The sequence below is a fragment of the Halorientalis pallida genome, from assembly GCF_004118325.1.
GTDB lineage: Archaea > Halobacteriota > Halobacteria > Halobacteriales > Haloarculaceae > Halorientalis > Halorientalis pallida.
Genome location: NZ_RDFA01000005.1, coordinates 350,003 through 369,330 on the forward strand (window position 1 = coordinate 350,003; position 19,328 = coordinate 369,330).

A 19,328-nucleotide genomic window follows, 5' to 3' on the forward strand; every position below is an offset into this window, starting at 1 on the left:
GGTTTTCGGGCGTTCTGCCGGGAGATGTGTGCGCGCCAAATCGATTGTGTCGCGGGTAGGCTTATTCCCCGCGGGCGGGGACGCTCGGTATGGACGTCGTCATCCGAGACGCGACTGTGCGAGACGAGTCGCAGCCGGTCGACATCGGTATCGAGGGCGAATACGTCGAGTCGGTTCGCCCGGACATAGCGGCCACGGCACCGGTCGAGATCGACGCCGGCGGGGGGCTCGTCCTCCCGTCGTTCGTCGACGCCCACTCGCATCTGGACAAGGCCTTTTTCACCGACCTCGCCGATCCGCCGACGGACGGGACGCTTCCGGAACTGATAGAACTGACTGGGCAGATCAAACGGGATCTCACCGTCGCCGACGTCCGGGAACGGATCGAGCGGGCGACCCGCGCCGCCGTCGCGAACGGCACCACGAAGATCCGAACCCACCTCGACGTCGGCGCCGTGTGGGAACACAGGAGTCTCGAGGCCGCACTCGACGCCAAAGCGGAGCTCTCGGATATCGCGGACATCCAGACGGTCGCTATGCCCCTCGTCCTGAGCGGGGAGCCAAATGGGCTGACGGAAGCGGACATCGATCGCCTGGAGACGGCACTGGAGATGGGTGTCGACGCCGTCGGTGGCGAGCCAAACAAGGAGGACACGGCGGAGCTCGAACGAACGACCATCGACGCGTACTTCAGACTGGCCCAGGCCTACGACGCCGAAATCGACCTCCACGCGGACGGTCTCAACTCGACCACGGCTCGGACTGCCGAGTACATCGCGCGGAAGACGATCGACGAGGGGATGGAGGGCCGCGTCCAGGTCGGCCACGTCAGTGCGCTCTCGTACTACGACGAGTGGCATCGCCGCGACGTGATCGACCTGTTCGAGCGAGCCGAACTCGACGTGGTCACGACGCCGAAGGAGGACCAGATCGTCGCCGACCACGACACCACGGCGGTGACCGAACTGTTCGACGCAGGTGTCACGCTCTCCGTCGGCCACAACAACATCGCCGGGACGATCAGTCCCTTCGGGAGCCTGGACATGCTCGAACCCGCCTGGTTGCTGGCCCACGTCGTCGGGATGCGAACCCCGGCCGACGTCGGCCGGCTCCTCGACAGCGTCACGCACAACCCCGCGAGTGCACTGGGACTCGACGCGTACGGGCTCGCACCCGGATGCAAGGCAGACCTCACGGTCTGTGTGGAGTCGGACCCGATGGAACTGTTGCGGACGCGTCGCCCCCGTCCGGTGGTTCTCAAAGACGGTGTCGTCGTCGCCTCGTCGTCGACCACGACGACCGTCGGTTCCGATCGTGAACACGAACTCTGAACGGACCCACGGGACAGACGGCACGCTGGTGTGTGGTCGACGAACACGAATCCGCCCGGGAGTTCGATGGTGGACAAGAGTGGTGGACCTCCCGGGTCGGCCCGCGTCTCGAACGGCGATAGTTTCTCAGCTACTCGGTACCGACCCCTCCACGCCCTCCACGTAACTGCCGACGTCCGAGAACAGTTCGGCGTCGCTCCAGCCCTCGAACTTCGTGCCAGTCCAGACGCTCCGCTCGCCGTTCTCGATCTCGGAGCGTTTCGTCTCGACGTCGCTCACGACGTCGTCGGGGACTTTCGGCCCGAAGTCGTCGATGTCGACGATGTCTGTTTCGAGGCCGCCCCACAGCGAATCCGACGACCATTCGCCGTTGCGAACGTCCTTTGCAGATTGCTTGTAGAACGGTGCCCAGTTGTTGATCTGGGCCGTGGCATAGTACTCGCCGGCCTGGTCGGCCATCGAGGTGTTCACGCCGAAGTTGAACGCCTCTCGCTCGGTGGCGGCCTGAAGCGCCGCAGGCGTCACCATGTTGCTCCCGATGGCGTCTGCGCCTTCGTCGGCGATCGCGTTCACGGCCTGTCTGGCCCCCGAGGGGTCGGCCCACCCGTTCAGCCAGCGGACCTTCGTCGTCGCGTCCTCGTTGACCGTCCGAGCACCGAGCGTGAACGCGTTGATCTGACGGATGATCTGTGGGATCGGAATCGGGACGACCATGCCGAGCGTATCGGACTCGGTGAGGTGGCCGGCGGCGACGCCGCAGAGGTACCACCCCTGGTAGAACTTGCCCATGTACCGTCCCATGTTCTCCGCGGTCTCGAACCCGTTGCAGTGCTCGAAGGTGACGTCGGGATACTCCTCGGCCACCTGGAGCATCGGATCCTGGTATTCGGTCGTACACCCGTAGACGATGTCGTATCCCGAGCTCGCGTACTGCTCGAAGACCGACCGGACCTCGTTACCCGGGACGCCGTCGGAGTACTCCGTCGTGATCCAGTCGAACGAGTCGTCCATCGCCTGGCGACCGTTCTCGTGTGCCCTGGCCCAGCCGACGTCGCCGAGGCTCGTCTGGTAGACGAACGCCGCCTGCAACTGATCGCTATCCCCGCCACCGCCGCCGGACAGCTGCGAACACCCGGCCAGTCCCAACGCACCGAGTACGCCGGCCGACCTGATCGCGTTCCGCCTCGTTAGCTTTTTTCTACTCATTCGTTGCACTATATGGGATTAGTTGCCAGCTATCTTCGCTCATGTCTCTATCTTCTCCACATTCGCAACGATATTCGGAGATACATAAAAATATCTCAATTTGCTTTGTTTCCGGCCGAGACACATCCTGAGCCACTCGTTCTGACGCACAATGGCCACAAATGTGCGAACACTTGCCCAGACGGAGGTGAGAACGAGTGCCACGTGTGTGCGGTGACGAGACAGTGGAAGGCGAGACAGATCGGTGGTGGAGATGGAGGCTGGAGGGTGGCGAATTGGTGCGAGGATCTTTGCTTTTTGCGATCAAACGTGGATGTTTGATTTGGTTTCTTGCTCCCCGGCACGCTTTTGTACAGGATCACCGAAACGAACGCTATACGATGAGTACGCAAACGGTCGAGACGTTCGACGATATCGAGACAGTCGTCGATCTGGACTTTCATCTGGTGGAAAACGAGGAAGACGTGGTACCGTATCTGGAGGAGCCGTTCCAGGGACTGGTGACCCGTCCCGACGTCGAAGCGCCGAACAACTACAACATGACCAAGTTCTTCCTCGACGGGGTCGGCGGCGACATCGGGCCCGACGCCGCGGCCACACCGGCGGAGATCAAGGCGGTCATGGAAGAGCTCGGAATCGACCGCGCGACGTTGAATCCGGGTCTCAACCTCAACCTGGTGACGGTCCCGCACGACCGGTACGCCGTCGCACTGGCGAGCGCATACAACGAGTGGGTCACCGAGACGTTCCTCGACAGCGCAGAGGGGATGTACGGGACGATCCGGATCTGTCTCCGAGACCCCCAGCGCGCGGTCGCGGAGATCGAGAAGTGGCAGGATACCGACGAGATCGTCGGTGTCATGCTGGGCCCGCCGGGCTTCCGGAACCCGCTGGGCCACCCGCGGTTCGATCCGGTCTACGAGGCCCTCGAAGCGGCCGGGCTGCCGCTGTTGATCCACAACTCGGTCCTGTCGCTCCAGCACGTGTTCCCCGGTCAGTTCGAGGGCATCAACACGTTCCTGGAGGCACGGGCCGTCGGCCATCCGATGGGGCAGATGCTCCACCTGGCACGGCTGATCGTGAGCGGCGTCCCGGAACGGTACCCCGACCTCGATTTCGTGATTCAGGAGTCCGGACTGGGCTGGATTCCCTACCTGATGCGGAGACTCGATTACTACTACTCCGCCCGTCGCGAGGACGCGCCGTACCTCGAGAAGCCGCCGAGTGAGTACGTCGACCGGAGTTTCTACTTCACGACACAGCCGATCGAGGGGGCCGAGGATCCGGAGTACGTTCAGCAGGTGATCGAGTGGATCGGTCCCGACAACGTCATGTTCGCCTCGGACTATCCTCACTCGGATTTCGACAACTCGAACGCGCTGTACAAAGCGCTTCGGAGCGGATTCGAGCCGGCACAGATCGAGAACATCTACGGCGGTACTGCGCTGGAGGTCCTCGATTACTGACCCATGTCTCGCTCCGACTCCGGGGAGAGCGACCTCCCCCAGAACGCACACCACGTCGGCTCCGAAGCGGAACTGGAGAGTGGTGAGTCGATCCTCGCCGAAGTCGACGGGATCGAAATAGCGGTCTACCACACCGAGGACGGCTATTTCGCCATCAGCAACTTCTGTGTCCACCAGGGCGGCCCCCTCTGTGAAGGACCTGTCACTGGCACGCTCAGCCAGGACGACGACGGGAAACTGTGTTACGACGAGGGGACACAGGTCGTGCGCTGTCCCTGGCACGGCTGGGAGTTCGACGTCGAGACCGGCGAACACCTCTCGCGGCCGGAGTACAGCCAGCCGACCTACGACGTCCTCGTCCGGGACGGAGAAGTGTACGTCCGCTGGTGAGGTCCGGATGACCCAGACCGACCCGGAGAGCGACGACGAGTCGAGACCGAGGTGGTGGCAGCGGGCGGTCGATCACTTCGAGGCCCACGATCTCGTCCCGTACCAGCCGCCGCGGTTCGAGGACGGGACGCTCAAGCACACCGTCGAAGCCGAACTCGAGCGGCGCTTCGGCGTGACGATCACGCTCCGGTGTAAGAACGCCGACGTCGGCGACGACTGGACGGTACTGGTCGACGGTCGCCCCGTCGGGACCGTCGGTCGCTACCGGAGTCGTGACGGCTACACCGTGTACGAGATCGAACCCGACGAGTTCCGCGATCTGATCCGGAGCGCCGTCCACGACGAGTGAGTCGGTCGTCGGTCGTGGCGACAGGGACTGGGCTCAGGCGATGTTCGCTCTGTCGACGAGGTCTTCTGCGGTAGCCGTCGCGTCCGCCAGGAACGCCTGGAGTGACCCGTCCAGGGTCAGTATCTCCCGATCCTCGAGGAGAACGGTGCCGCCACAGAGCACCGTCTCGACCTCCGCGCCGCTGGCACCGTACACGAGCGCGTGGACGGGGTCGGGTGAGGGCGTGAGGTGCGGTCTGTCGAGGTCGACGACCGCGATGTCGGCCTGTTTACCGACCTCGATCGATCCGAGGTCGTCTGCCCGGCCGATCGCCGCGGCGGCGTCACGCGTCACCATGTCGAACGCCTGCTGTGCCGAGACGACACCCGAATCGCGATGGTAGCCCTTGTGTGTGGTCGCGACGGCGCCCGCGTCGGACAGCGGGTTGATCGTGTCGTTCAGGATCGAATTGTCGGTGCCGATCCCGACGGTCACGTCGTGTGCGAGCATCGACGTGACCGGCGCGAACCCCGTCGCGATCCGCATGTTCGCACGGAAGTTGTGGACGACCGGGGTGTTCGTCTGTGCCAACAGTCGCACGTCACGTTCGTTGGTCTGGACACAGTGACCCAGCAGCGCTCGCTCACCGAGGTACCCGACGTTGCGGAGGTACTCGATGCTGGAGAGGGCACCACGCTCGCTCACTTCGGCCTCTGCCTCCGCGACGTGTGCAGTCGTCATCACGTCGTACTTTTCGGACAGACGGTAGGACCCGCGCAGGGCCTCCGGCGTCGTCGTCGCCAGTGTCGCGGGTGCCGGCCAGACCGACTGTCCGTCCTCGGGCGCGTGGTAGGTCTCGATCAGCGATTCGACGTCGTCCAGGGCCGCGTCCGTGTCGACGACGAGCGCGTCCGGGCCCGGATGGGTCGAGCCGGCGTCACGGGCGGTGATCTCGTCGAACATGCGCTGGAATCCCTCGTCGACGGGGAGGTCCCTGATCCCGGCGCCGTAGATGTTCCTGACGCCCAGCTCGTCGTAGACGGCGAGCTTCCGTCTGGTCGGTTCGAGGTCGTCCCAATTCAGAGCGGTGTCGTTCTCGACGAACGTCGTCGTCCCCGAGCGGATCGCCTCGACACAGTAGAGTCGGGCCGCCGTCGCGTAGTCGTCGGGGTCCATCTCGAACAGCGCGGCCTGCTTCACGTTGAACAGCCAGTCGTACAGTCCTCGATCCTGGTCGAAGGATCCCCGGAGCAAGATGTCCGAGACGTGCGTGTGCGCGTTGATCAGTCCCGGAACGATCGCGCCGCCCGCGGCGTCGATCACGCGATCGGGAGCCGTCTCTGCTTCGAGGCGCTCCGCCGGCCCGACGGCCGAGATGCGGTCGTCCGTCACGGCGACCGCGCCGTCGGGGACGAGTTGTCTGTCCACGTTCTGCGTGACGACGACGCCGTTCGTTATCAGTAGGTCAGTCATGGTCTGAGGGGTTCGACTGCCGCTCGTCCGAACCTCGGGTGTGAACGCCGCTATCTCGGGGGCGACAGGGACGTCCCGGGTCGGCGGTTGCCCCTGCCATCAGATAAAGACTCTGGGGCAAAAGCGGCGGCACACGTGTGTCGAACTGACCCGACGCAGACCGCTGTCTTCGCCCTTCCGCCCAGCCCCCTCGTTTTCACACATTCTACGTCTTTTGGCCCAAAATGTGGGAAAGACGTATGACACATGGGCCGGTACCTCTACTAAATGGCAACGATTCGCGTCCGAGATTGGACGAAAGAGAAAATCAACGAGATCCGGGACGCCGAGTCGCACTCGTCACACGATTCGGTCATCAAGTCGCTGTTGAAAGACCGTGAACTCGCGAAGTTCGCTGGCGAGAGCGCCGAGCCCGCTGGAGAGGCGCCATCGATCGGTCGAGACCGCACGGCGGACAGGGCGATCGAGGAAATGGCCGTCGTGGACGAGCTGTCGGTGCCGGACAACGGCGTATTGTTCCTCTGGTGTCCGAACTGCGCGATGGAGATCGCGCACATGAACGTGGACGGTGAGATGAACGTCTCCGTGCTGGAGATGGACTGCCCGCACTGTCTCACGAACCTCGATCAACACGCCATCGTCTCCATCGACATCGGTTACCCGCTGGAGCGAAAGCTCGTCGAGGACGGGCTCCAGGCGGACATGAAGACCTGTGTCGTCGACTACTGGGACCGGACGCTCCGGACCCGTGCCGAAAACACCACCGACGAGGGGGTCGGTATCGAACAGCTCGTCTGGCAGTTCGGACGGTACGCACGGGAGTTCGCGTGGGAGTGGCCGACCGAGGTGCCCGCAGTCGGGTTCGAGGCCGGGAACACGTACCGGAACACGATGACCGACGGGTACATCGACGTCGTCGAACCGGTCACCGGGAACCGGAACGCGCTCAACTCGTTCGAGGTCAAGCGCTACGGTCTCGACACCGACCCCGCCGACGTCGAACCGGAGATCATGGACAGCAGTACGATCGTCGATCTCATCGTGACCCGGAGCCTGCTGCTCGAAGTCCAGTCCGCACCGTCGATCGAGCGACCCGATAGCGGGTCGGAGCAGTCAGAGTAGATCGACCCGGGAGTCACTCGAACTCACTCGGCTCGACCCCGACCGGCGACCGGGAGTGGATCGGTCCCGCACGCTCGGTCAGGTGGTTCGGCGACCGGTCGTGGTGGACCGCCGTCACTTCCGCGACGATGCTCTGTGCGACGTGCAAGGGAGTCCCACCCCCGAGGTCGAGCCCGACCGGGGTGTACACACGGTCGAGTTCGTCGTCGGTGAGGTGGTGGCCGTCCTCCGCCAGGGCGGATCGCAACTCCTCGAATCGTTTCCGTGGTCCGAGCAGTCCAACGTACTCGGTCGGCGCGTCGAGCACCTCCGTGAGCGCGATGCGGTCGTCGACGAAGTTGTGGGTCATCAGGACTGCGTAGGTCTCGGCGTCGAACGAGACTACGTCCCGGAGGTCGGCCGGTGAGGTGGAGACCACCCGGTCTGCGGCCGGGAACCGGTCGGCCGTCGCGGCTCCACCCCGGAACGTGACGACGGTCACCCGGAAACCGACCTCCGACGCCGATCGCGCGACCGGAGCGACGTCGCGGCCACTGCCGAAGACGACCAGTTCGGGCGGTGCGGTCACGCAGTCGACGAAAATATCGATGTCGTCGCCTTCGTACCGTACGGAGACGGTGTCGGACGCATCCGCCGACAGCAGTCTGTTCGTGGGTCCCTCGAGCGCTGTCAGGAGTTCGTCGGGCCAGTCGGTGTCCTGGAGACACGGGCCGCTGGCTCCCGACTCGGCGGGGAACACGACGGTTCGATCACCACGTTCGACAGGTGTCCCGTCGCCGTCGACGACTGTCAGGACGACGGTGTCTTTGCCACTCTGGTACGCCTCGACCACTGGACGATAACTCTCCGCGAGCGGTTCGAGCAGGACGTCGATCACGCCGTTACAGCCCACGCCGAGACCCCAGACGTCGTCGCCGGCGGTCAGGTCGAACCGTTCGACCCGTGGCTGTCCACAGTCGAGTACCTCTCGGGCCAGCGCGACGATTTCGTCTTCCAGACAGCCGGCGGTGACGGCACCCACACCGTCGCCGTCCCCGATGACCATCTTCGCCCCGGGTCGGCGATAGGCACTCCCCTCGACGGCGACGACCGTGGCGAGGACGGCCCTGTCCCCGTCGAGCGCTTCGCCGACGTTCGCCATCACGTCGGTCTCGGGAGCGCTCCAGCCGCCGACGGTCACACCAACCACCTCCCGCTCGCACGCCCCGGTACCGTCGCTCGTGGGACACGACGGGCCGTCGGACTCCGGTCGGCTCCAACGGTCGTCGCATTTGGACTGGCGTGGTGGCCCCGTCTCATGCGGGCACGTCGACGCCGGCGCGCTCGGCCGCAGTTTCGAGCGCCTGCTCGGTATACGTCGGGAGCAGGTCCGCGCGATACGCCGCCGACGCCTGATCGTCGTCGATCATCGCCTCGGTGTCGATGCCGTCGAGAGCCCGACTCGCCGCGGTTTCGATGGTGTCCCCGTCGAGTCGCTCGCCACGGAGGGTGTCCTCGACAGGTTCGAGGCCCACGCCGCGCTCCGTCACGCCGTTGGCCGCGACACGGATCGCCGAGACCCGGTCCCCCTCGACGGTCATCCGCGCCGCGACGCCGAGCAGACTGTACCGCATGGTCACGCTCTGCTGTTTCACGTACGCGCCGCCCGTCTCCCCGGTCGAAGCCGGGATTTCGACCGTCGTGAGGAGTTCGTCGGCGGCGAGGTCGGTCGCAGGGTTCGGCGCGAAAAAGTCCGCCGCGGCGATCCGTCGCTCGCTGTGGGGGCCCACGGTGACGATCGTCGCGTCGCTGGCGATGATCGCTGCCGACAGGTCCGACACCCGAACCGGATGCGCGAGGTTGCCGCCGATCGTTCCGCGGTTGCGGACCTGTTCGTCGCCGATCACGCTGACCGCCTCGGCCACCGCCGTGGCGGCGTCCCTGAGTCGCGCCGCGTCTTGCAGTTCCGCGTACGTCGTCACCGCACCGATCTCGACGACGTCATCGGTCACCTCGATACCGCGGATGGCGTCGATTTCGCTGATATCGACGACGACGTCGGGGTCGGCCGCCTCGTTCGTGATCGCCGGCAGGAGGCTGTGCCCACCCGCCAGCAGCTCGGCGTCGGGATGGTCTACCAGCAAGTCCAGCGCGTGGTCGACGCTCTCGGCGCTCAGGTACTCGTAGGTCCCTGGATGCATCACGCACCAGCCCCGTTCGCTACGCCCCTGTCTGGGCAGTCTCCATCTGACATATCCGTCTGGTAGCCGTCGATTATGATCAACCCTTCGTCAAACACACCGCTACCACGCTGAAACACGCGTTTGTCGGGTGTGTGCCTACTCGTGCCACGGCAATGTGTGCCCGCTCTGGCCACGGCCACGGGACCGACCTGTTATTACTCTGGTCCGCGTCAGTTTCACGCTGTGTCACTGGAGTTCGAGTTCGTGACGCCGACAACCACCGGCGTGCGTCGAACGAGCCAGGCCGGCCCGCGGTCAGTTACCGATGACGAGGGGTGAACTCCCGGTCGTCGACCCGCCGTTCGACGGCAGCGATCAGCCGGCAGGTCGAGCCGAAGGGACCGTCGTCGGCGTCGTTCTCGCGGCTGGCACCAGCACCAGGTACGGGGCACGGAACAAACTCCTCACCGAGTGGGCGAGCGAGCCGATCGTTCGACACGCGGCGAGGACGGTCGAGCGATCCAGCCTCGACGCCACCGTGGTCGTCGTCGGCCACGACGCTGCGGCCGTCCGCGGTGCGGTCGAGGGCCGTGTCGACGCCGTCGTCCGGAACGAACGATACGCAGAGGGACAGGACACGTCGGTCGAACGGGGCGTCGAGGCGGCTCGTGATCGCGACGCCGATGCCGTGCTCTTCGCACTGGGAGACATGCCACGGGTCGCCGTCGAGAGTGTGAACCGTCTCGTCGCGGCGTACCACCACGGAGTCGGTGACGCGCTGGCGGTCGCACACCAGGGACAGCGCGGGAATCCAGTCATATTCGATAGTAAATACTTTCCTGCACTCTCGAACGTGAGTGGCGACGGCGGCGGCCGGCAGATCCTCCTCGCAGCCGACGAGTCCGCACTCGTCGAAACTGGCGACCCGGGCGTTCTCCTCGACGTCGATACCCCACAGCATCTCGAGGAACTGTGAACCGCCACGTCCTGTCAGCGCCGCGAGTTTCGAGCGACGCTCGCAGGGACATCCGGATTGCACGAGAGTCGACCTCGAAGATGGTCAGTCGGGACACGAGACGCGTCGAGGAGAGATACAGCGTGGTGGAACCCGAGGTAGGCGAATCCCTCGAAGAGCCCTCGAACGAAGGCCCCGAGGACGGCACCGACGGCAAGCGCTGGGGATCGTCGGTCCGCCGTCGGAGGGTGGCGGGGCGACCCCGACCGACCCCGATGGCGACGGCCTCTACGAGGACCTCAACGGCAACGGCACGGTCGATTACGACGACGTGGTCGGACTGTACGACGCTGTCCGATCGGTTCGAGCGGTCTGTGCCACCTGTGAGCCGGTCCGATGCGGGTGAGCAGCGGACCTGCAGTCGGACGCGGTCGGGGCCGGACAGCCCCCGTTTCGCCCGTCCCTCGATCCGCCGGACGAACGGACTCCGCCGCGGTTTCGTGAGGATCCCTCGCAGCGGATCGATATGTGGCAGTTCACCGAGGGGGCGTCGGCTGTTTCGAAATTGGCGCCAAAAATATTATTTTTGACACAGATGGATTCGCTCTCAGAATCCTGAAAACGAGTGTCTCTGTATCCGTACGTCGGGGAATATATATTATGTATACGAGGTGCGATACCTTTTTTGTGATACGGGAGTAAGTGGCACACATGAAAAATCCCCGTGTGATGGGCATCCCGCCACTGGTGCTGGGGCTGCTGATGTTGCAGTCGTCCGCCAGTGGCCTCCTCGGGGCATCGTACACGCTGGCGGATCTCTCCTGGCTCATGAACGTTCCCGGGGCGGTATTCGGACTCGCGGCGACGGTCGTCGGCATCGCGCTCGTGCTGCAACTGGATCAGTACGTCATGGGTCGAGCCGACGGGTGAGGTCGCCGAGTACCCGCGATACGGGACGGAAGTTTCGGTTTCGTTGGACTCCGATGCCCGCGCCGTGCCCAGAAGGGACAGTCCATCGAGGGCCGACTGATCCCGGAGACCGAGAGCGTACCGAACAGTACCCACACACCACGGTAGACCGCTCCTGTACACGTCGGATCGGTACACACCACCTGCAAGGTGCTATCGAAGTGGAGTCCCGCTGGCTCCGTCACGAAAGACGCGAGGTGAAACGGCCGGCTCGGATCGAACCCGTTGCCCCACCCGATCCAGAGGACCGGAACACTGCAGACCAGCGACAGCGCGGCCAACGCCGTTCTGCGGGTCGCGTCGGTAGCTACGCGTCGTATCGTCGGTGGATCAGTGTCTCACGTGGTGGTTTCGAGCGCTTCGATCAGGCGATCCGTGCCGAACAGGACGGCGCCCGTGAGGATGGTAAGGCCCAGGAGCACGGCACCAGTCCTGAGGAGGCGACCGTCCGAGAGTTGCGTCCCGGCGTAGGCGATGACGAGAAACGAGGGGCCGCGGCCGAAGAGGACGAGCGCGAGGAACGTGGGCGGGTCGATCTCCGAGAGGCCAGCGACGAAACAGAGGATGTCGTCCGGGAAGGTCGGCAGGAGAAACAGGACGAAGAGACCCGGCACGCCGGTGCGGTCGAGAAATCGATCCCACCTGTCGAGGGTATCCTCGGTGAGCACGCGCTCGACGTACGGACGGCCGTACAGTCGTGACGCGCCGAAGACCACGGCACTCCCGATGACGACACCGACGATCGTGTAGAGGGTGCCAGGGAGCGTCCCGAAGAGATAGCCAGCGACGCCCGCCAGTATCTGACCCGGAACGGGAGCGACGACGACCTGCACTGCCTGCACCGTCGCGAAGACGACCGGTGTGAACGGACCGTAGCTCCGGAGCGTCGCTCGCAACCACGCCGGGTCGGTCACCTGCGGGAAAACGGCCGTGACGAGTAGCGTGACGGCGGCCAGTGCGAAGCCGAGCGCTCCACTCCGCACCAGCGTCCCGCGACGAGCGGCGGCCGACACGAAGACGCTACCGGATTCGTCGTCCGCAGGTTCACCTGCTTCGGCAGGCGCCGTTCCGTTCGCGGTGTCCTCAGCAGCCATCCATCCAGGAGAGGGTCGTTCCAGGTGGTTCTAGCCCGAAGGCCCCCAGTGGCAGATACGGAGCGGGGACCGCGTGTGAGGCAGGTCGAGGCCCGAGGTTGCGACCCCTGCACCAGCTGTGGGTCGCCCCTCTCGACGGAAGTCCGCCCCTCATAGAAAGCCAAACTCCAGTGCGAGGGCCAAGAGCGCCGCAGCTCCCCCCAGGCAGGCCGCGAGTCCGTGTCCGATGTCGGTCTTGTACGATTTGTAGTTCGAGACCATGAGCGGACAGACGGCGAGAGTCAGGAGGCCAGCGACCCACCCGTTCCAGGGTCCGACGAACAGTGTGAGGAAGTAGTTGGCGACGACCACGAGGTTCGTGTGGACTACCGTCGTCCCGTGATAGTAGCTCGCGCCCTGGTCAGTCCCGAAGCCCTCGCTGTTGTGTCTGATCAGCCGGAGTCCGCCGAACGCGATGACGGCGAATCCGACCACGAGACTGGCGAGAACGTTGGGCGCGACGAAGACGTGATACAGGAGCGCGGCCGTGACGAGGTAGACGAAGACGTCGATGAACGAGTCGACCTGCCGCCCGAACGGTGAGCCGGTCCCGGTTCGACGGGCGTACCAGCCGTCGGCCTTGTCGAGCCCGAATGCCGCCAGCATGGACAGAATCGCCCAGTTCGCCTCGCCACGCAACAACAGGAGTGCGCTGGCCCACGCGGCGAACAGCGCACCCAGGCTGATGTAGTCCGCGCCGGACAGCGTGGTCACGATATTCGTCCGCTCCGCCGCCTCGGTGACCCGACGGGAGGCCGGGTCGAGCCGACGCTTCGCGCCCTGTATCGCCTCCCTGAGTTCCTCTGTCATCTTCGCCCGTCAGTTCCGTCGTCAAACAAATAAAACTTGGCTAAAATATTTACTATTTTTGTATCTATATATCTACAGAGTCCGCTGGAACGGGCGGGTGCTTCCGAATCCAGGCAGTGGCCGGTCTCAGGGGCGTGGCGCGGCCTTCTGGAGAGCGGCTTCGGCGATGTTGCCGCCGTAGTCTGCGGTTCGGCCGATCGAGTCGACGACCAGGCCGATGGCCTGTGCGTTCTGGGAGTCGTGGTCGTGGACGGCTTCGGAGATCTCGCGTGCGCGTTCGTCGACAGAAGCGACCGTCGACCGGGCGTCGTTTGCGAGTCGGTGTGCGTCGGCTGGGTCCGATTCGAGGAGGGCGTCGATCGCCACGTCGGGAACCTCCACGGACATCTCGTGGATGTCGGTCAACTCGGTTGCGAGGTCCTGGTCGAGTTCGTCGATCTCCGTGGCGCGGTCGGCGATCTTCGTGGCGTGGTCCGCGATCCGTTCCAGTTGGCGGGCCCCGGTCTGGTAGTCGAAGCAGGTCTCCCGCGGGAGGCCGACCTCGGTGCTCGCGACCGGATTGCGGAGGATCGTCCGGAACACACGCGAGATCAGAAACCAGAGTCTGTCGACCTCGTCGTCACGGTCGACGACGTCCCTCGCGAGTTCGTCGTCGCCTTCGAGGACGGCCTCCATCGCGTCGTTCACCATCGCCAGCGAGAAGAGGCGCATCCGTGTGAGGGAGTTCTCGACGGAGAGTTCCGAGAGGTCCAGCAGGTCCCGGAGCACGATCTCGTCGGCCGATTTCGACGTGACTTCGAGGCCGACCAGATCCTGGGCGGCGTGTCGGATGATCCGGCTCTGTGCGGCGTCGAGCCGTGGCGCCTCCAGCGTGATGCGGTCGAATCCGCTGACGTACATCGTCATGACCGCACGGGTCAACTGCTCGCCCTCCAGTCCACTCACGTCCATCGAGCCCTCGATCTCGGTCGTGCCCGGATTCGGCGACAGCAGTAGCGCCTCGCCGTCGGAGTGGAATTTGACGACGCTCCCGGCACTGACGTCGTTCAGCTTGGCCCAGTCCTTGGGGAGCGATACCGTGTACGTCGACCCGCCCGTCACCTGGACTTTCCGCGTGACCATGGTACAGTCTGGGAGCGTCGTACGAATGAAAACCACTCAAATCTATATATTTATGCTATGTAGTACCATGAGTTGGCGGTGTGAGGTAGTTTCTCCTGCATCTCGATTCAAGTCGCCATATGCACGTTACTCGTCCGTCTCGTCCCCAATTCGATCGGCAGAGTAGATAGTGGATTCTATATAGGCCGGGTCCGTCTGCGTCCATGTGGTGCACCGACCGTTCATCTGTCGCGACTGCGGGCACGAAGCGGGTATTCGAGAGGCGACCGAAAACGGAACGTTGACCTGCCCGAACTGTCTGGGTGACAGTCTGTCTATCTAGCGTCCGGCTACTCCTTCGGTCCACGACGAAACGCCTCGAGACAGACAGAGCAGGGATGGGACGAATCGGACGTCGAATCCTCCGGCCATTCCGACGTGTCCCCTCGTCGACCCGGGTGTCGATCGATATAGCAATACGTGCGGGTAATAGCAACGTACTTTTGTGTCTGTTGCGGGGGTGAGGGTGTGTCGGTCGCCAGTCTGTTGGAGCGGCTTCACGGATCAGTCGGACGTCGCGGTGACAGCGAGACGGACGTCGCCATCGCCCGTCAGGGTGGTGTCAGCCACGCGGCGTTCACCGCTAGTGTGCTCACACGCCTGCTCTCGGACCTACCCGATTCCCATCGGATCGTCGGCCTCAACGGGACCTCCGGCGGTGCAGTGTCCGCGAGCGACTGGTAGTCCGGCGGCTCCCAGTTCGGGGCCCGAGGGCCGCCACAGGGAGCGCCGAATCCAACCGGAAGGAGACCGAACCACAGCTTCCTTCGGAGCCGAACGATGATGGGAATCGTGCCAGCGAACGGTCGTGTGCGACGGCGAGTCCGGGTAGTCGCGGGTCTACTTCTCGGTGGCGGCGCGCTGCTGGGCTATCTCTGGTTCGCCGGCTTTGGCGACATCGCCGTCAGACTCCGGGAGTTGGAGCCGGTGGTCGTCGCGCTGGTCGCTGTCCTCGTGATCGCCGAGGGAGCGGTCGACGGACTCGGGGTCTGGGCCTCGGTTCGGCCACTCGGTGACGGCCTCACTGGCCCCGAGAGCGTGCAGTTCGCCCTCGCGGGCGACTTCTTCGACATCGTCAGCCCCGCCGGCCCGGCGAGTTCCGAGCCGATCATGGCGCAGTTCGTCCACACGGCGACGGCCACGAACTACAGCGAAGCCCTCGGCGTGCGGAGCGTCGCGAAGTACGTGAAGTCTGCCGCGCAAGTCACGCTGTCGATCCTGCTCGCTCTCACCGTTCTCCAAGGGAACGCCACCGTCGGCCCGATCCTGCGTCCGCTCGGTATCGCCGGCGTCGCCATCGTCGGGCTCGGCATCCTCGTCGCCGTGGGCAGCACCGCCCTCAGCAGGGTGGCGATCTCGATCCTCACCCCGATCGCCCGCGTAATTCGGCGGTTCGTACCCTCGGTCGACCCAGACGAAGCGGGCGTGAGGGACGCAGTCGGGCGCTTTCGGCGTCGAGTCGGGGAGTTCCGAACGGTGCCGCTGCTCGTCGGGCTGATCGCCGTCGGTGGCATCCTCGAACAGACCATCGTGGCGGTCGCACTGTGGCTCCTGCTCTCGGATCTGGGCGTGGCGGTCGGGTTCGTCCCGATCCTGCTGATCGTCCCGCTCCCGCAGGTCGGGACGGTCGTCCCGATTCCGGCGAGTCTCGGCTCCTACGACGTCCTCCTCGCCGGCGCACTCGTCCTCACGACCGGGGCATCGGGACCGGTCGCGGCCAGTGCCGTCCTCCTCTTTCGCGGCCTCACCCTCGTGTTCGGGCTCGCGGCTGGCGGCTTCTGTGCGGCACAGCTTCGAGGGTGGGACGTTCGGCCCTGACTCGTCGTCGGCGGATGTTCGCGGCCGAGTCGGGTTTCGGGTATTGTGGGATCGCGAGTGCTATTGTGCACACATATCAATGGCTACAGTCCGGGAGGCCGTGTGTGTCGCATGGGCGGCACGACCGAGTGCAACCGGGTCGTTCTGATCACGATCGATTCGTTGCGACGAGACTGTCTCGACGAGATGCCGACGCTCCGATCGTTGGCCTCCGAGGGAGTCCACTTCCCGCAGGCCGTCGCGCACAGCAACTGGACCCCGCTCTCCTTTCCCTCCATACTCGGACCGGATCCGGTGTTCGTCCGCTCGAATGATCACGATCTCGGGACGCCGACACTGGCTGAACATCTCTCGAACCACGGCGTCGAGACGGTCGGCCTGAACGCCGCGAACGGCTTCCTGACCGAACACTGGGGGTACGATCGGGGATTCGACCAGTTCGAGTCGTTCCTGGACACGAACGGGCGCGTGAGCCAGTGGTTGGCGACGCACCCGACGACGCACGGGTGGGTTCAGCTGTTCGGGAGCGCCCTCCGCCGACCGTTCGCTCCGTCCGACGACCGCCACACGGTCGATACCTCGAATCTCCTCGACCTCGAAGACCGGTTGTGCGAGGTCCTTCGCCCGACCCGGGGCGAGCAGTTCGTCTGGGCGCACCTGATGGACACGCACACCCCGTACGTGCCGGCACCGCAGTACCTCTCGGACGATGCGAAGCCCTCCGTGGCGTCACAGCTCCTCCAGCAGGCGAACGCCAGTCTGGGGAATATCCTGGGGACAGCCGACATCTCATTGCTCAGGGACCGGTACCACGGCGCTGCTCGGCAGATCGACCGGAGTCTCGCCAGGATCGTCACGGTGCTTCGGGACCGCGGGCTGGCCGACGAGACCTGCCTCGTCGTGGCCGGCGATCACGGCGAGGAGTTCCTCGAACACGGACACACCGCCCACTATCCCAAACTCTACACGGAACTCCTCGAAGTACCGCTGGTCGTCCACCCGCCGGGCGGTGGTGGCAGCACCGTCGAGGCACCCGTCGGTCTCGAAGTGATTCCGGCGACCATCGCGGATCTGTTCGGGCTCGATCCGTCACCGTTCGAGGGAGCGAGCGTGCGTAGGGTGCTAGAGGGAGACGACGTCCAGCGAGACGGACCCGTCGTGTCCGTGACGGTGCGCGGTGAGTCGGTGACCACACAGCCGATTCCGCGCTCGCCGACCGACGGGTCGCTCCTGCTCTCTGCCCGTGACGAACGCTGGACGTACATCTATCACGACGGGACCGGCGAGCGCGAACTGTACGACAGGACTACCGATCCGGGCGAACAGGACCCACTCCCCCCGGACGAGATCGCGCCGTCGACGATCGACCGCCTCCACGACGCCGTCCAGACGCGTCTCGACCGGATCCACACGCCGACGGACCAGCGTGACGACCACGGGGAGAACCCGCCCACGTCCGTGACTGAACGGCTGGAGCATCTGGGGTACTCGTGAGTGCTCCTCGCCCCGACGTTCGGGGTTCGTTACGCGGACCGTTGGGAAGACACGCGGAACGGAAGCTGGCGTGTAACCAACAGCGGCGTGTGGTCGGGGAATTCGTTCTCCCGTACGGACAGACACGAACCGCGGGGTGATTTCGCGATTTCGACCGCAGATCGACAGGGCATCGGACGCCCAGTATCAGAAATACCCGAGCGCAGCCAGTTGCTCTTTGGTCTCGTCGGCGGGTTCGCCGCGACCCACCTGTCGGACGCCAGCCGCTTCGACTGGGCGGAACGCAGCCGACAGGCGGTCCCGGCCACGGTCACTCGGCTGGCCGACCGACCCCGCACGCGGAACCTGGACCGTCCCGACGGCATCCCCCCACGAGTAGGTCTTGCGGACACCGCTGGGTGTCTGTTCGTAGACGACTCGGCTCTCCCGGAAGAACGGCCCCGGGTCTGTCACGGCGGACTCGTAGCGCCGGCGGAGTTCGCCAGTAACAGGCTGTTTCGAGGCGAGGACCTGCTCGCGAGCACAGGTGGTGCGATGCCCCTCGCGGGCAGCGTTCGCGACCTGTGGGATGGCGGTCAGCGCCGCCGGATCGGTGACGGTCCGGCCCTCGCGCTGTCGCGGTCGTTTTACTACGAGCGGAACGTGCAGCAGACTCTCCGTCGTCGGGACGATGTGGGCCGCGGCACGGGGCTGGCCCGAGAGTCGTCCGAACTCGCCGAACCCCTCGCCGTGGTCGCCGCAGACGATCAGGAGCGTATCGTCGTATTCGCCCCGGGCCCGGAGTCGTTCCACGACGGTCCCGAGAACGGCGTCGGCTTGCCGAATGCCACCGTCGTACAGCGATTCGAGCCCAGAGAGGTGCCAGTAGGGAACGTCGCCACCGTGGACCGGGAACTCCCAGCGGATCGGGAGGTCGGCCTGGAGCCGCCGGGCGTCACGATCGCCCCAGTGGTCGTACTCCTGGGCGGGCTGGTACGGTCGGTGGGCGTCCATCAGGTTGAGACAGGCCGCCCACTCGTCACGCTCGCTCGTCCAGTCCAGCATCGCGTCGGCGTAGTAGAAGCCGTCCGGTCGCTGGCCCTCGGGGTACTCGCCGTCGGGGACCGTCACGACGGTATCGAACGGTTCGTCGAGCCCGGCGGGGTGTGACGCGACGAACCCGTTCTCCGTGAATAGTCCCGTGTCGTAGCCGGCGTCGGCGAAGTCGTCCCAGACCGTGTGACCCGGTTCGAGTGCGTCGTGGACCGTCACCCGGTGGGCGCTGGTCTGCAACCCGGTGAACAGCGAGACGTGGCTCGGGAGCGACCAGTTCGACGGCGCCCGCGCCTGTTCGTACACCGTGGCCTCGTCGGCCAGCGATTCGAGCGTCGGCGTCGTCTGCCTGGGGTACCCGTACAGCGAACAGTTCGCCGCGCGTACTGAATCCAGTACCACGAGAAGCAGGTTCATACCGGTCCCAGACGTGGAAGCGGCCAAGAACTTGCTAAGAGGTGTATATATCAGTGTAGTG

At 65.1% G+C, this 19,328-nt stretch carries 18 protein-coding genes; 10 read left to right on the forward strand and 8 right to left on the reverse strand.

Annotation, left to right across the window (positions count from 1 at the left end):
• Positions 1-89: 89 nt before the first annotated feature.
• Positions 90-1,331, forward strand: coding sequence for an amidohydrolase family protein (locus tag EAF64_RS15190; protein ID WP_129069828.1), 1,242 nt, complete (start codon positions 90-92; stop codon positions 1,329-1,331).
• A 126-nt stretch (positions 1,332-1,457) separates the two neighbouring features.
• Here the strand turns inward: EAF64_RS15190 and EAF64_RS15195 are convergent, their stop codons facing one another.
• Entirely contained in the window at positions 1,458-2,537 is a 1,080-nt protein-coding gene (locus EAF64_RS15195; protein WP_129069829.1) for a BMP family ABC transporter substrate-binding protein, read from the reverse strand.
• 380 nt (positions 2,538-2,917) lie between these two features.
• Here EAF64_RS15195 and EAF64_RS15200 point away from each other — a divergent pair, with 380 nt between their 5' ends.
• Genes EAF64_RS15200 through EAF64_RS15210 form a run of 3 tightly spaced genes read left to right on the forward strand, consistent with a single transcriptional unit; the run spans position 2,918 to position 4,742 of the window.
• Entirely contained in the window at positions 2,918-4,003 is a 1,086-nt protein-coding gene (locus EAF64_RS15200) for an amidohydrolase family protein (protein ID WP_129069830.1), read from the forward strand.
• Between the two features lie 3 nt (positions 4,004-4,006).
• On the forward strand, positions 4,007-4,393 hold the full coding sequence (locus tag EAF64_RS15205) for a Rieske (2Fe-2S) protein (RefSeq protein ID WP_129069831.1): 387 nt from the start codon (positions 4,007-4,009) through the stop codon (positions 4,391-4,393).
• 7 nt (positions 4,394-4,400) lie between these two features.
• Complete coding sequence (locus EAF64_RS15210) at positions 4,401-4,742, forward strand: hypothetical protein (RefSeq protein ID WP_129069832.1); 342 nt, start codon at positions 4,401-4,403, stop codon at positions 4,740-4,742.
• Between the two features lie 33 nt (positions 4,743-4,775).
• Here the strand turns inward: EAF64_RS15210 and EAF64_RS15215 are convergent, their stop codons facing one another.
• Positions 4,776-6,194, reverse strand: a complete 1,419-nt coding sequence (locus EAF64_RS15215; protein WP_129069833.1) for an amidohydrolase family protein — start codon at positions 6,192-6,194, stop codon at positions 4,776-4,778.
• Positions 6,195-6,461: 267 nt separating this feature from the next.
• Here EAF64_RS15215 and EAF64_RS15220 point away from each other — a divergent pair, with 267 nt between their 5' ends.
• On the forward strand, positions 6,462-7,316 hold the full coding sequence (locus tag EAF64_RS15220) for a hypothetical protein (RefSeq protein WP_129069834.1): 855 nt from the start codon (positions 6,462-6,464) through the stop codon (positions 7,314-7,316).
• Between the two features lie 13 nt (positions 7,317-7,329).
• Here EAF64_RS15220 and EAF64_RS15225 read toward each other — a convergent pair whose 3' ends face one another.
• On the reverse strand, positions 7,330-8,496 hold the full coding sequence (locus EAF64_RS15225; RefSeq protein ID WP_129069835.1) for an XdhC family protein: 1,167 nt from the start codon (positions 8,494-8,496) through the stop codon (positions 7,330-7,332).
• Positions 8,497-8,611: 115 nt separating this feature from the next.
• Positions 8,612-9,496, reverse strand: a complete 885-nt coding sequence (locus EAF64_RS15230) for an FAD binding domain-containing protein (protein ID WP_129069836.1) — start codon at positions 9,494-9,496, stop codon at positions 8,612-8,614.
• 307 nt (positions 9,497-9,803) lie between these two features.
• Here EAF64_RS15230 and EAF64_RS15235 point away from each other — a divergent pair, with 307 nt between their 5' ends.
• Together EAF64_RS15235 and EAF64_RS15245 are read left to right on the forward strand one after the other, a co-directional pair.
• Positions 9,804-10,454: a nucleotidyltransferase family protein gene (locus EAF64_RS15235; protein WP_129069837.1), complete on the forward strand. Its 651-nt coding sequence runs from the start codon at positions 9,804-9,806 to the stop codon at positions 10,452-10,454.
• 690 nt (positions 10,455-11,144) lie between these two features.
• Complete coding sequence (locus EAF64_RS15245; RefSeq protein ID WP_129069839.1) at positions 11,145-11,363, forward strand: hypothetical protein; 219 nt, start codon at positions 11,145-11,147, stop codon at positions 11,361-11,363.
• A gap of 377 nt (positions 11,364-11,740) precedes the next feature.
• Here EAF64_RS15245 and EAF64_RS15250 read toward each other — a convergent pair whose 3' ends face one another.
• The 3 genes from EAF64_RS15250 to EAF64_RS15260 form a co-directional block, all read right to left on the reverse strand.
• Positions 11,741-12,496: a TVP38/TMEM64 family protein gene (locus tag EAF64_RS15250; protein ID WP_129069840.1), complete on the reverse strand. Its 756-nt coding sequence runs from the start codon at positions 12,494-12,496 to the stop codon at positions 11,741-11,743.
• A 150-nt stretch (positions 12,497-12,646) separates the two neighbouring features.
• Positions 12,647-13,345, reverse strand: coding sequence for a CDP-alcohol phosphatidyltransferase family protein (locus EAF64_RS15255; protein WP_129069841.1), 699 nt, complete (start codon positions 13,343-13,345; stop codon positions 12,647-12,649).
• Between the two features lie 126 nt (positions 13,346-13,471).
• On the reverse strand, positions 13,472-14,467 hold the full coding sequence (locus EAF64_RS15260; protein ID WP_129069842.1) for a phosphate signaling complex PhoU family protein: 996 nt from the start codon (positions 14,465-14,467) through the stop codon (positions 13,472-13,474).
• 507 nt (positions 14,468-14,974) lie between these two features.
• On the opposite strand from EAF64_RS15260, the gene EAF64_RS15265 reads away from it, so the two are divergent.
• From EAF64_RS15265 to EAF64_RS15275, 3 genes are all read left to right on the forward strand, one after another.
• Positions 14,975-15,190 (forward strand): hypothetical protein, encoded by a 216-nt coding sequence (locus tag EAF64_RS15265; protein WP_129069843.1) that lies wholly within the window; start codon positions 14,975-14,977, stop codon positions 15,188-15,190.
• 126 nt (positions 15,191-15,316) lie between these two features.
• Entirely contained in the window at positions 15,317-16,324 is a 1,008-nt protein-coding gene (locus tag EAF64_RS15270) for a lysylphosphatidylglycerol synthase transmembrane domain-containing protein (RefSeq protein WP_129069844.1), read from the forward strand.
• Between the two features lie 111 nt (positions 16,325-16,435).
• Positions 16,436-17,818 (forward strand): sulfatase-like hydrolase/transferase, encoded by a 1,383-nt coding sequence (locus EAF64_RS15275; RefSeq protein ID WP_129069845.1) that lies wholly within the window; start codon positions 16,436-16,438, stop codon positions 17,816-17,818.
• Positions 17,819-18,004: 186 nt separating this feature from the next.
• Here EAF64_RS15275 and EAF64_RS15280 read toward each other — a convergent pair whose 3' ends face one another.
• Positions 18,005-19,267 carry a sulfatase gene (locus tag EAF64_RS15280; protein WP_129069846.1) on the reverse strand — a complete coding sequence of 421 codons (1,263 nt, stop codon included), beginning with the start codon at positions 19,265-19,267 and terminating at the stop codon, positions 18,005-18,007.
• Between the last annotated feature and the right edge of the window lie 61 nt (positions 19,268-19,328).

Excerpts from the sequence above, each read along its gene's own strand:
- EAF64_RS15190 (WP_129069828.1), top strand. The coding sequence starts at position 90 with ATGGACGTCGTCATCCGAGACGCGACTGTGCGAGACGAGTCGCAGCCG.
- EAF64_RS15195 (WP_129069829.1), bottom strand. The coding sequence starts at position 2,537 with ATGAGTAGAAAAAAGCTAACGAGGCGGAACGCGATCAGGTCGGCCGGC.
- EAF64_RS15200 (WP_129069830.1), top strand. The coding sequence starts at position 2,918 with ATGAGTACGCAAACGGTCGAGACGTTCGACGATATCGAGACAGTCGTC.
- EAF64_RS15205 (WP_129069831.1), top strand. The coding sequence starts at position 4,007 with ATGTCTCGCTCCGACTCCGGGGAGAGCGACCTCCCCCAGAACGCACAC.
- EAF64_RS15210 (WP_129069832.1), top strand. The coding sequence starts at position 4,401 with ATGACCCAGACCGACCCGGAGAGCGACGACGAGTCGAGACCGAGGTGG.
- EAF64_RS15215 (WP_129069833.1), bottom strand. The coding sequence starts at position 6,194 with ATGACTGACCTACTGATAACGAACGGCGTCGTCGTCACGCAGAACGTG.
- EAF64_RS15220 (WP_129069834.1), top strand. The coding sequence starts at position 6,462 with ATGGCAACGATTCGCGTCCGAGATTGGACGAAAGAGAAAATCAACGAG.
- EAF64_RS15230 (WP_129069836.1), bottom strand. The coding sequence starts at position 9,496 with ATGCATCCAGGGACCTACGAGTACCTGAGCGCCGAGAGCGTCGACCAC.
- EAF64_RS15235 (WP_129069837.1), top strand. The coding sequence starts at position 9,804 with ATGACGAGGGGTGAACTCCCGGTCGTCGACCCGCCGTTCGACGGCAGC.
- EAF64_RS15245 (WP_129069839.1), top strand. The coding sequence starts at position 11,145 with ATGAAAAATCCCCGTGTGATGGGCATCCCGCCACTGGTGCTGGGGCTG.
- EAF64_RS15250 (WP_129069840.1), bottom strand. The coding sequence starts at position 12,496 with ATGGCTGCTGAGGACACCGCGAACGGAACGGCGCCTGCCGAAGCAGGT.
- EAF64_RS15255 (WP_129069841.1), bottom strand. The coding sequence starts at position 13,345 with ATGACAGAGGAACTCAGGGAGGCGATACAGGGCGCGAAGCGTCGGCTC.
- EAF64_RS15260 (WP_129069842.1), bottom strand. The coding sequence starts at position 14,467 with ATGGTCACGCGGAAAGTCCAGGTGACGGGCGGGTCGACGTACACGGTA.
- EAF64_RS15275 (WP_129069845.1), top strand. The coding sequence starts at position 16,436 with ATGGGCGGCACGACCGAGTGCAACCGGGTCGTTCTGATCACGATCGAT.
- EAF64_RS15280 (WP_129069846.1), bottom strand. The coding sequence starts at position 19,267 with ATGAACCTGCTTCTCGTGGTACTGGATTCAGTACGCGCGGCGAACTGT.